Origin of the sequence: Photorhabdus heterorhabditis (genome assembly GCF_018448905.1) — a bacterium.
GTDB lineage: Bacteria > Pseudomonadota > Gammaproteobacteria > Enterobacterales > Enterobacteriaceae > Photorhabdus > Photorhabdus heterorhabditis.
Window position 1 is genome coordinate 1 of the sequence record NZ_RCWA01000064.1, and the last position, 12,932, is coordinate 12,932.

The window sequence follows — 12,932 nt, forward strand, 5'->3', positions numbered from 1 at the left end:
TCTTAGCAAAATGACGACGCACCAATACCTTCAAATGAGCCTGTTCAGGGCAGTATGTCTGGACTTCTTGATTTCTCTTCAATTCTCTGCTGATGGTCGATGGACTTCGCTTAAGTGACTCCGCAATGAAAAGCTGTGAAAAACCCGCTTCTTTTAAACTGGAAATCGGGTATCTTTCTGTTTCGGTCAGTTGTGTATAGGCCATAGTGCATTTTCCTTTGGCGAGAAAGATGCCTACTATAGCAACTGACCTCCCTTCTGAAAAATTGCACTTATTAGTCGAATCCGCCCCTAATTTCTTTTATGATATCTTTTAATGAGGGAGCATTATCTAATATATTTTCTTTTGTATCACTGTATTCAGATTGTGTATCTTGTATAAAATCGACTGCAATATCAAATAATTCATCATCAGTCATATGATCATATACTCTGTTTTGTATAACTTTAGTTCTTCCCGACCATTTAGCCACTTCTACGTCCGATAACCCCCCTCTCTGAGCTAAAGTGTTGATGAGGTGTCTTATTTGATGTGATCGTAAAAAATATTTTCTCTGTTCAGCTATACCATTTCTTTGAAAAATATTCTTCCATCTCATGTTTTGATTTCCGTTTTCATTATAATACAAATCCATACTAAAGAATTTTCTTGTTGGCATATAAATCTCATATTTTGATAATTTATTTGTTGCATGCATCTGATTTTTATTCAATAAACATAGCATGTTGCTATATTTTAACTTTTTGTTTCCGTTAACAAATGGAAAATCTTTAGGTTTATTGTCCTCTATAATAGCTACAATATCATGAACATCTTTTATTGTTGCAATACTAATGTTATTTTCCTCAGTATAAATCCCCTTTATCTTCTCAATCAATTTTCCATTAAATACGACCTTACCATTCTTTCTACTTTCATCGATTTCTTCTAAAATATTCGCTAATAAACGAGCATCAAAAGATAAGGTCCTTAATCTTTTTAATGCTTCCTTGACTACTGGCTGCATCACAGAAGGTATCCACTTAACATCTTCTCCATACCCTTTTGCACCGATGTAGCGAAGTCCATATCTTGGTACACCATCCATGCTCTTCTGTATAACCTCACAATCATTCGTCAGGTTGATTACTTCAGATATCCTCCAAGGCGCAGACATCAACAATGCAAATATTGATGTGGTGAAAATATCTCTCTGATTTTCTAAAGGTTTTGAAAATAACTCACTCAAGAAAAAAATGACATTTTGATTGGGTAATTTATGACCACATTCACTTGGTAAAAGAAAATCTTCATATCCTTTAAACTCACAGTCCCAAAGCCTTAGATTAGCGGAGACAATTTTTTTTGAAACAAGTACCTGAACTATTTTATGAATGTTTCTGCAACGTTTTTTTGCATTATTGTTGCAGTATTTATCAAAAGCCAATTTCTGAGCATGTTCCAGTATTTTATACGTCAACAAACAAATATTGGCTTCTTCATAGTAGTTAAGCAATGACGACTCTATTAACCTAAGAGAAACCAGATAATTTTTTGCTTTTAATGAGTTTTCTAAACATTCATGCCAAATTATTGCTTTAGCTAAATCAATAAATTCTTTGTTAAGAAGCTTCTTATCCTTTCCTCTTTCATTGTTGAGATTCAATTTATAGAATAAAATTTCAGATCCCCACTTGAATTTTTCCCAAGAAATAATTTTAGGCGATAGCGAGGCTGTTTTGCATTCATTTATAAATATATCTCTGTTGAACTCTAAATTGCATATATCCATAGCATTGTCCTCTTAATGTTTACTTAATACAATCAGCTCTACGATATTTCTTTATAAGCATAAGTGCGTCATGTAATAAAAATAATGTATCCTCATCATCAATAGAAATATTTTCTTTAATTTTTTCAAAGACAACCTCCATTTTGAATATAACATTATCAAGCCAATGAATACTCCCGAACGCGCCTTCCCTATAAAATGATTGTGCATAAGGAATTAATAACTCTGATAATACATCATCTATTTTTTTCGCGTTTTCAGGAACATTTTTTATGTAGGTTTGAACCGTTTTAGTCGACGAATGATCTAATAGATCAGCTATAACAGAAGCATCGCACCCCTCTCTTGCGGCTCTTGTTCCAATCGTATATCTAAGCCTTCTTGCGTTTAGAATTAATACTCTATTTGTTCTGTGAGAGATAACACCAATAGTCTTACTAATGGATTTCAATCTTCTGGATATCTTGTCAGAATGAACATGAAGAAAATCATCATCATAAATATCCTTTTGCAAGTATAACTTTCTACTCTTTAAATTTAAAAACTCAGGAAATATAGGAAGGCTTTTCTTTTGCTTATCTGTAAGGCAGTATGAACATACTAATTCAACTTTTTCAATATTTTCATTTATTAATAAAAGTATTATTTGATACAGACCATTAGGAATCTCGACAGATTTAAACTCTTGTCGAAATATACCATTTTGCTTCACTCTTGGAATCTTTAAAAAAAAATTTCCGTTGCTATCTTTTAGGTCTGAATTTTTAAGATGTGCAATCTGTAAAGGTCTTCTTCCTGTGCATAACAAAATATTTAGCAGTGAAAAATCAAATGTGTTTATCTTGCGATCTTTATATCCCTCAAGAGATTTTTTATGTAGATCTTGTAATTCTTTATCTGTTAGAGGTCCACCCTCTGGATCGAATGTCCTGACTGTTTGCCCAACATTTTTTTTCTTAATTCGCCATGTAAGTAAAAAATTATACGTTAATTGCGATATACCTAAGTATCCTAACTCATGCCACTTTCTGAAAAAATACTTTATACTTTCAACATATGTATAATTATCATTGTAAGTCAAAATATAATAATTCCTTAAATCGACATTAGTAATTTCTTCTGAACATTGCCTATTAACTCTCTTAAAGAAATCATAAGCACTCCAGAACATCCTCTTAGCGTAGAATGCACTATAGTTTTGAGCAAAGATTGCCATGACATTCCTGAATATAGGTTTGAACTTTTCAGGTAAATAAAGATTTATCAGGTTAAAATTTAAAATAATACCTTTACCGATCACCCAGGTATTTAGATAGATATCGAAGCTATATATTTTATCTTTAGTATACATAATTTTATTCTGTAAGTTTTCAACAAATTGATTATTTCCCATAAATACCTCACTCATAACCAGTAAAAAAACCTTCACTCATTTTTATCAAAATCCTATGAGATTCACATTCTATAAATTTTTTATTATATATTTGAGATGTTCCAGAGTTTTGCTTCCATCCCATCAAATATGATCTAAGCTTTTCAGTGTTTAATGCTTTCATGTTTTCATGCTTATTAATTACCATCATCGAAAAACTATAATTCCAAGTATGCCTTAATGTATGTCCAGTGAAATTACTTAGTAGTCTCCCTGACGAACGTATTTTATCTATAATCTTATGATAGGATGATATAGATAAGGGATGGCCAGAAGTTGAACCACCTTTATGAGTGATGAATAAATATGTATTAGATTTTACTCCAGGTACTAGCCTTCGATCATTATTTATATATTCTTTAATTTTAGAGATTAAATGTGGTGATAGTGGTAGTTTTCTTCCTTTGGTTTTTACTAAAGGCTGTTTTTTTCTTGAGTCTTTTTCTTCATCGTGTCTTCTGACAATAGATAGCATTTTTTTCTCAAAATCAATGTCGCCTATTTTTATATTCAATAACTCACCACACCTTATACCAAGTTCAAGTAAGATGTGTATGAGTAAATAATTTCTCATCTGGACATCAGTTTTAAAAGGATTTTTATCGCCCCCTACTTCTATAATTTCCAACAACTCCTTCTGTTGATCATCATTTAAAGATTTGCTCTCATAATCAATATAATAAAATTTTTTTAACCTTGGTTTCCTGCTTTCAAGTCTTTTTATGAATGAATTTAATTTAAACATCTGCTCATCTGACATAAATGGTATAATCTCTGATGTATACCATTTCATATATTTAATAATTGTTGTTATTCTAAAATGTCTCGTAGCATCAGAAACTTCAGGAAAGCTTTTAATTTTTACAACTCTTCCCCCTTTGTGCTTTCTTGATACATAGTTATAAAGTGCGTCAACTTCCACATTAGAAAGGAATTCACAATCTTCTATTCTATGATTAATATCTATTTTCGCATTAAAAAGAAATCGTTCAAATGAAAGTAAGCTACCCGCTACAAGTTCAATAGTCGATATTGAAGCACCTCTATTTCTACTTTCCAGAATAATATAAAGATTGGGATAATATAAAGGGATACCACTTTCTTTATTAATCACCTGACAAAAACGCTCACCATTCTGTAAAGTAAAACACTTTAATCCATAATTACTTTTAGTCGCCATAATTCCTCACTGGTTTACAATATACTGAATTCCAACATTAAATAAACCATAGTTGTTATTCAGTTTACAATTTTATTTATTGTATATTTCTCTCCCCACAAAATATGGGCGTTGAGAGGCCGGAGATTTTATATTCACCTTAAGGTGAATATAAAATCCTTTCTGTTTACCTGTAAAACTCAACTCATTATTTTAACTTGATTTTTATTCAATATGTAAATAGAAAAGTAAAGTGCATATTTTTTGTTGTATTTTATGTTTACACTTTCATCCTCTGAAATTACATCCTTGGTAAATCCCAAGGTGAAACCTTATAATTTTTTTTCCAATAATTACTCAATATTGGTTCTTGAACTTTCGATAGTTAATTGAATCCACTCTTCAACTTCACTTTCAATGAAAGCAACAGCACGAGAGCCAATTTTTACTGGCGATGGGAAGCATCCTTTGCTGATTAGATGATAGATCCAAGCTTTACCATAACCTGTTCGATTGAGAACTTCAGGGAGGCGAATAAGACGGGTGTTGTGCTGATTCATAGTCGTTTCCTCTTGAGTCGTTTTGATGGAAACGACTATACAAATGAATCAGCAGGAAAGAGACCGAAGCTGGGAACGCCAGAGCTAATGGAGGTTGACCTTAGTCAGAATCAGCGATTTTCATCACGTCTGAAACTCTGATCTTTTTGAGATGGTCGTTTTTGTTAATGAACAGGTGGAACTGACGGATGAACGGTATGCTTGCCGCTTTCATGGCAAGTGGTCGGTCTGTATCTCTAATTTGGTGATTAAGACGTGTTTGTTCCTCATTGTCATCATCCGTGTATAGTAGCCGAGAAAGGCGGTCTTCGGATACACGAACCTAGTGCAGGTTTGACCATACCAAGATATCAATCAGGGGTATGAGTCTGTAATTGATGATTTTCTTAATCGTTCCATAACCAAAGCGAATAGCTTCCGTTATATCTGGTTCTATGCCACGCACTTTACGCCATTGAGGAAGTGCAGCTTTGAGTGATTCAGCGATCTCTTCATCTGTCCCGTTTGCTAGGTCAATTTCGACCATGACCGTATCCCTGGACAATTTTGGCAAAACTTCCGATACAGGGCTATCGAGGAATTCTCTGTTAACAGAATACTCATCGCTTCCATCCCAGAAGAACAATGAATTTCGCAGTCCAACGATACTGAGTTGTGCCAGTCGTTCGGTGGTTGTGAGAAAAAAGTGCGGGGGCTGATACAATGTGTCTTCTCTTGTGAGATAACCTAAATGCTTTTCTGTGATGAGAAAGGGATTTCCATTGAAGATCCTGTCGATGTAGAGGCTTACGGCTTTCGCTTCAAATTCTTCATGGTAAGGTTTGAAGAACAAGGTTCTTGCAAGTAGTTCATGATAAAGCTGCATGAGTGGAAGCTCTTCGAACTTGCGATAGATATCAATATTCAGGCCACTTCTTAACATCTCTCGTATGCTCAACTGACCAGTTTTTCATAACAATCTCCAACATGCATTAGACTTAATGTATGTAGCTAACGTAATCGACATGTTATAGGAAGGCCAATGAAATGAGTTCAGATTCCATCAGGAAGTTGAACTTAGAGGTTTGATATTTTTTGATACAGTTTGCCAACTGACTAATTTCAGGGGTTCATGCCGTTACGATTTATGGTTCCTTTATAGAACCAAAGGTAAAGCTAGAAACAAAAATAATCTAGAAAATTCAATCAAATAGATATCTAGTTACAGGGACGCCAGCGGTGATTACCAGAGTCATCCGATGAAGTCCTAAGAGCCCGCATGGCGCAAGCCTTGCGGGCTTTTTTGTGCCTTCAATTTGTCCCGCGAAGTCTGAAGCCAACTAATTAAATCCGAACCTTTTAGGCACCTTGTTAGGCACCTCGTAAAGCTTTATTGTTTTTGAGGTGCCTAAAACTATGGAAACCCGGCAATGGCAAGAAAAACAAAACCTCTTTCCGTTAAGGAAATCGAATCTGCTAAACCCAAGGAAGCAGACTACGTTCTCTATGATGGCGATGGTCTTGAGCTACTGATCAAATTCAGCGGGAGTAAAATATGGCAGTTTCGCTATATTCGTCCTGTCACCAAGAAGCGTGCGAAGAAGAGCATTGGCCCCTACCCGTCAGTTCCCCTTGCCGATGCCAGAAACTACCGGGCAGAGTCCCACTCACTCCTAGCGAAACAGATCGATCCACAGGAACATCAGCAAGAACAACTTCGCAGTTCGCTTGAAGCTAAAACCAATACTTTCCAACTCGTGGCTGAACGTTGGTGGAATGTTAAGAAAGCCAGTGTGACTGAGGACTATGCAGAGGATATCTGGCGCTCTCTTGAGAGAGATGTCTTTCCTGCGATTGGCGACGTTAGCGTTACAGATATTAAAGCTCATACACTGGTTCAGGCCGTTCAACCGGCTCAGGCCAGAGGAGCACTGGAAACCGTCCGTTGTCTTTGCCAACGTATCAATGAAGTCATGATATATGCCCAGAACACGGGCCTGATTGATGCTGTCCCCAGCGTTAATATTGGCAAAGCCTTCGAGAAGCCTCAGAAGAAAAACATGCCCAGCATTCGTCCGGATCAGTTGCTCAGTTGATGCAGACTATGCGAACGGCCAGCATTAGCCTTTCAACACGATGTCTGTTCTGTGGCAACTTCTTACCATCACCCGCCCTGCCGAAGCGGCTGAAGCTCGTTGGGACGAAGTAGACATTGAAGCGCGAGAATGGAAAATTCCCGCTTCACGGATGAAAATGAACCGTGACCATACTGTTCCCTTGTCAGATGAAGCAATGACTGTGCTGGAAATGATGAAGCCGGTAAGTGGCAACCGAGAATTTATCTTCCCCAGCCGCATCAAGCCAATCATAGAAGGCTGGCATAAAACTGTTTAGAGAGTGGTGGTATCATCCTGCCTATAGAATCTATTCCGCTAAGGCAAATAAGGCAATGACCAAACAGATTATGCATCCCGGCGAAGTCGCTGAGATTTGCAGGCAGATCAAAAATTCAAACGACAGAGATTTCATCTATAGTGGATTTCGTCAACTGTTAAGCCAGTTGCCGATGGGTTTTCATGATGTCACCGCCACGACCCTGTGGCGGGCAAGGAAAACCGATGAGTCCCACCCGGAGGGGTTCAATCAGGTTACTGATATTATTTATCCTCCCGCGCAGTACGCTAGAACCGGAAGGCTAAATACGGAGGGGATGTCTATTTTATACGCCTCTATCAGCAATCATGGATGCCTTGCAGAAATCGGCGCCCAACCGGGGGATAAGGTTCATGTGTCCGCATTTACCCTGAAAGCGGAACAGAGACTGCATTGCGGTTTTTTGGGCGACATTGTCAGGGCGCATAAGTGGAGCAACGAGGATTTCCCATTGGTAGAAAAGACTCTTGCTCCGTATTTGGAAGTGCAGAAAACCAGTATTTTCCTGATAGACAGTTTCCTTGCCGAAACGCTTGCCGATAGCCGGGCGAAGGAAAACAGCTACCTGCATACCACAGTACTCGCTGATGTAATCCGCAACGGGAGAAATGCGTTGGATGCCATTGTATATCCTGGCGTAGAATCCTCTGGCGCTAAGAACTATGCAATCTACTACGACACGATGCTTAAATCCAATATTGCGGATATGTACCTGCTAGAGATTACCAACAAGTATCCTTATGGACTGTATGAATGGAGGCTTCTTAAGCGATTAAAACGCTATGATAATGGCCGCATTATCTGGAAGGAGCCATCCTGTGCAAATATCTAAAGCTATTTTGCAGAGCGAGCAACGGTAAATTATGCTTCTTTTGAGTATCGTCGGCAGCACTAGTTATTGGTTGGGGTATGAAACAACTGGGTTACGAATATTTATGTTTGCCAGTAGTCTTGTGAAAGCGCAGGGGCAATAACCGTGCGGAAATTGTACTCCTCTTGTCGTAAGGTGTATAAAAGACAATCGGCCCATTGAGTGAAAGTAGCATAAAAATGACTGAAAAGCTTTTAAATTGAAGTGACAGAATTGAATAAAAAAACAAAAAGATTTAGAAATCAACGTCCACTGTTCGCTCATAGCGGCCCCTCAACACTACGAGCTTGTCCACTCCGTGCCTGAAGTGGACATCGCTGCGCATTTCTTTCTATTTTACTTTCCTGTTTCCACTTGTGGCAATTATTCAAGTATCAGCAGATCAAGGCCATCAAGTACTCCGGCCGCTCAGCATTTATATCAAAAATTTAGAAGATCACTTGGGCGCCCAACATTAGTACCTGCCAGCGCCTCAATTTGGGATTGGGCGTAAGCAATGGGAGAGGCACCACTGAAAACAAGCCACGACACAATCTCAGGATTCGCTACTGAAGTGAAACGGGCAAAATTGGCAATGTTTTCTTTGGCGAGTAATACACGCTTCAGATGTTTTTTTAGTTTGTCTGGTTTGCCCTTTATATCATCCCCCTGATATTCAGATAGCTGTGAGGCAACTTCTGAGTAATTGCGAGCAAGTGAGAGGTCCTTGCATTCGATGATGAGAATTTGATTGTGGTCTGAACGCCAAGCAAGAAGATCAATGTCGCCCGGATCACTAGGTAAATTTCTGCGAAGAATTTCAGGAAATCCTATTCCACATCGAACTGTCCAACCAACTTCACGAAGTTCTGCCTCCAAGGTTTTCTCGAATGTGTGTCCTTCCCGTGCCCCACCTAGCCAGGTGTCTCTCATACCTTCTGTGCGAAAGAAATCGCGTTTTAATTGCCCAGAATATGCCCCATCGAAGACGTATTTAAGGGACAATTTCAAGAGTCCAGGTGCGATAACAATTAATGGATCGTGCTCTTCTTCAATCTGTAACAAGGGACGAGCAGCAACTGAAAGACGTCGGCCAAATCTCCAGGGATAGATATCAGACAGGTCAAATCCATCGGGCACCACATCCCATTTCGGACGCGCGCTGAGGATAAACTGTTTGAGAAATGCATCAATAGTTTCATCTGCAAGCCCGGCCGATTTAGCAGCATTCTCTAGTTGACTTCTTCTCATCTCGAAGAGCGCCGATTTTTGCTCTATCCCGATGGACTCTAGGAGCTGAATAAATCGCATCCCATCCTCGAGAGTGAAGCTCATCTCTGCCCTCCAGAATGCAAGGAAAATCTCGGTTTCGTTATCGATCGTTGCAACAGCAGCACTATCTTTTTTGTCTCCCCCTTCGGCAGTTATCACATAGTTCTGCTCGAATTGTGCCGCTTGTTCCTCAAACCGTTCGTTGGTGACTTTTGAAAGCAGCGGTTCAAGCACCATTTCCCCGAGCTCATCGCGAAAGAGGAGATCTCCTAAGGGGGAAATGCGAATATCGGCTGGCAAAGCTCCGAAACGCACTGCATCTGACATACCACCTATTCGAAAAAGCAGTGATGCACGTGCAAGAAGCTTACTGAGTGCCATATCTGAAGGCTCAATTCCGCCGCTTATCGTGCATGAGCAAACAGCTAGTTCAATGACTAACTGGGAAGTCAACGCTGCGCCCGCGTAGAGAGCCATTTGTCTAGCAATCGTTTCTTCGACACCGCATTCTCCTGCATGCAAACCGAGGACAGCTGCTGCCGTACTGCGCCAGTGCAGCTCATCGCTACGTGCCTTTATAACGTTTTCGAGTAGACGCAGCACTGTCTGCTTACGGTCAAATCTTGAAAGTTCGCTCTTTATGTCTTGGAGGAGCACGTCAACCACATCATTAAGGAGTTTTCCTACAGCTTTTTTGCCCTGATATCGTGATGGAGCATCTGCCGAAACAGCCCGCCACCCGAGCTCAATCCGAGCTGCGGCTGAGTCAATATCTTCAATAGTTAAAAGAGGATGAGTCAGTGAGCCGCGTAAATACTGGTTAAAATCGAATGTCTGCATTATGTGGAAGCTGCGAGCTTTGTCATTAGGCACTGCCATCTTCTCGACTGTGACCCCCTTGTTGACCGGCTCTTCCATCCGAATAAGCGTGGCAAACGCCGTGCCGAGTGCGCGCGCAAGGGCTCGTTCTGCACGGTTGTCCGATGCACGAAAACCTGCAAGATACCCATCTTGAAGAACCACGCGAATCGCCCCATGTTCACGGATTCGTTCAAGCCGCCAAAATGTATTCAGATTATCAGGAAGCTTCTCACCATCGAATCGGTCGATATTGTCATTACCTTCAAAATGCAGATACACCTTTAATGATTTTTTTATTGGTTGCTTACTCAAGACCTCCAGTGACTCGCCAATCCGCCCAATCCATGTTCGAACCATTTTGGCAAGTTCAACGAGAAGCATCCAATCTTCCATTTCTGGGGCTTCGAGCGTTATCCAAAGATTACCCTGCCCCTCATATACACAAGTCAGCCGTTGCGCTTCAAGATCATCAATTGATGCGTAGCACTTGCTCTCACGTTCGGTTGGGAAGAAATCTTCTGCCGAAGGCCTCATCACTCGATGCCATTTGCCATTGTTGTCACTGATGCGGTGTCGGTCATACCCAGTGTCTGCTGCTATTCGTACGTCACGGAGTAAATTCATGGGAATCATTAGCATTAGCGGGTGTTCCGGCGTGATACGGTCATCTGGCAACTGGTCATGAGGAACCATATGGCCGTCATTGGCACGTATCCATCCAAGAAGGTTGAGGGTTCCGTTCATATTGAATAATCGAACACCCGCTTGCTCGATTGTTTCAGTCGCATCTTGCACACGCCAGAAGGTAATCGGTGACATACCGGATAATGACCCTAGCCGGACAAAGTCCGCACCAGACATCCATTCAAATTGCCAACCACTAGGCAATTGGGGGGGCATACCTACAAAACCTGCTCCCCACCCGCAACCAACACGCACGACCATACCGCGCTGGAAGCCGGGTTGTTTGGCGAGCTCAGCTGTGGATTTTTCAACAGATGCATCTAGAAATTGCGCGGTCTCATCATCAAGCTGAAGCATGTTGTTGAAACCTGTATCGGTGTGTTGCTGTATGGAAGGCAAGACGAATTGGAGTACCATCAAATGACCTGCATCTACTAAGGAGGTCACCATCGCCGTTCGGGTCATCTTGTACTTTTGCCAAGTCAGTCTTAGCCTCCCGCTATTGCCGAAGACCGGCATTTCGGAGAAGGTACGTCTATAGACGTTGGCTAACGCTTGGTCTAGAGTACCCAATTCTTCTGTGCGTTTTGCAAATGTTATCACTGCCTGGCGAAGTGCTATGGTCATGGCTGTGGGGAGCATAACCACAAGACCAGCGGGCGTGCGGAGCAGTGGCCGTTGTTCGAGTATTCCTTCCCCTGGGGCCTGATTTCCAAGCGTACTTATCTGAGATGAATCAAGAATGAAAGGTGCTAGGTCAGCGACTACGACCCCCTCTGCTCGGAGCAAACGATCGGACAACATTACACGTGAACAGAGCGTCTTCGCATCAATACCACCAGTATCAAGAGAGTTAGGAAAACCGTCTGCACCCCCCTGAAAACGGTGTAAGCCAGAGCGGGCACAAACTACATCTGAGAGGCGGAGGAGTGCCTGTATCGCGCGTTTAAGCGAGCGATAGCGGTGCGTATCCGGCATGGCGGAGACAATTTCGACTATCAATTGCGTATAAAAACCTGCGGCCTCCCAAATCCCCTCTAGCACACGGTAATCGCCTCTCTCATTTCCGACAAGGGATACGAAGACGTCTTCTGCAGGATCTTCACCAATGACACTGCTCGACTCCCCAATAGCAGCATGCCATCGTTTCGCGTCATCGATCGTGGCTACCTGTTGACCTTGGCAGTGAATTAGAGCAAGGGTTGCCAAGAGCTCGAAGCGTAAACACTGAGATTGGTGAGCAGGGAGAGTAAGAAGACTAGCGAGTAAAGCCACCGTGCTATCTCGCTCAAAATTGACAAGCTCAGTGACAACCAAGGCGTTGTTCTTTGCTATGTCATCAAACGAGCATTCAAACGTTACCCCATCAGCCTGCTCGTCCATTTCTTCAAATAAGGTATGCAAATTTAGATGAGGGAAATGCTCGTTCATGGAAACTCCTGACTAAACGATTTTGAGGACTAATAGCGAGAATGTGCACTTTAAGCCAATGTAAAACTATTTTCTCTGATCTCTGCCTCTCTTTCATTCAGTTCCTGCGAAAGTATCCTATTAACCTGAAGCAGGCCTTTTGAAATCTTTCTTCAAATGGTTGGCATTGCTTTGTCAACTAATATCGCTGGAGATAGTCAGCACGTATCAGTGTTAGTCAAGCACATTGGATACGAGCGAACAACTCAGTAGCGTTTCAGAATTATCCGTGCAACAAAATATTCATAGGCGACAGTAATAGCTTCGCCTCTGCTATTCATAACAACTACGTTGGCGGTGACTTGCTTCCCGCTGATTAACACACGGAAATATTAGGCTGTGTCCCTTAATATCAATTAATAGTATTATTATCTGATTGATTTCGATGCAGGAACAAAATAGTGGCACGTTACGACATTTCTGATGATGCTTGGATATTGATAGAATCTTGTTTGCCCCC

The 12,932-nt window shown here is 40.9% G+C and carries 7 protein-coding genes and 2 pseudogenes; 2 read left to right on the top strand and 7 right to left on the bottom strand.

Annotated elements, in window-relative coordinates:
* The 6 genes and pseudogenes from EAE89_RS21640 to EAE89_RS21665 all read right to left on the bottom strand — a co-directional run.
* The coding region (locus EAE89_RS21640) for a helix-turn-helix domain-containing protein (RefSeq protein WP_214086466.1) at nt 1-205 on the bottom strand (205 nt) is incomplete at its 3' end.
* Between the two features lie 70 nt (nt 206-275).
* Nucleotides 276-1,772 carry a hypothetical protein gene (locus EAE89_RS21645; RefSeq protein ID WP_214086557.1) on the bottom strand — a complete coding sequence of 499 codons (1,497 nt, stop codon included), beginning with the start codon at nt 1,770-1,772 and terminating at the stop codon, nt 276-278.
* 19 nt (nt 1,773-1,791) lie between these two features.
* On the bottom strand, nt 1,792-3,165 hold the full coding sequence (locus EAE89_RS21650; protein WP_214086558.1) for a site-specific integrase: 1,374 nt from the start codon (nt 3,163-3,165) through the stop codon (nt 1,792-1,794).
* Between the two features lie 7 nt (nt 3,166-3,172).
* Nucleotides 3,173-4,384, bottom strand: a complete 1,212-nt coding sequence (locus tag EAE89_RS21655) for a tyrosine-type recombinase/integrase (protein WP_214086559.1) — start codon at nt 4,382-4,384, stop codon at nt 3,173-3,175.
* Nucleotides 4,385-4,716: 332 nt separating this feature from the next.
* Nucleotides 4,717-4,923, bottom strand: a complete 207-nt coding sequence (locus EAE89_RS21660) for a helix-turn-helix transcriptional regulator (protein WP_149617451.1) — start codon at nt 4,921-4,923, stop codon at nt 4,717-4,719.
* A gap of 100 nt (nt 4,924-5,023) precedes the next feature.
* Nucleotides 5,024-5,876, bottom strand: a pseudogene (locus EAE89_RS21665) (DUF6387 family protein).
* Between the two features lie 456 nt (nt 5,877-6,332).
* Between EAE89_RS21665 and EAE89_RS21670 the strand changes: the two are divergent.
* A pseudogene (locus EAE89_RS21670) lies at nt 6,333-7,266 on the top strand (integrase domain-containing protein); the annotation flags it as partial.
* Between the two features lie 85 nt (nt 7,267-7,351).
* On the top strand, nt 7,352-8,167 hold the full coding sequence (locus tag EAE89_RS21675; RefSeq protein ID WP_214086560.1) for an RES family NAD+ phosphorylase: 816 nt from the start codon (nt 7,352-7,354) through the stop codon (nt 8,165-8,167).
* 459 nt (nt 8,168-8,626) lie between these two features.
* Here the strand turns inward: EAE89_RS21675 and upx are convergent, their stop codons facing one another.
* Nucleotides 8,627-12,433, bottom strand: a complete 3,807-nt coding sequence (gene upx, locus EAE89_RS21680) for an anti-phage protein Upx (RefSeq protein ID WP_054480592.1) — start codon at nt 12,431-12,433, stop codon at nt 8,627-8,629.
* Nucleotides 12,434-12,932 lie beyond the last annotated feature (499 nt).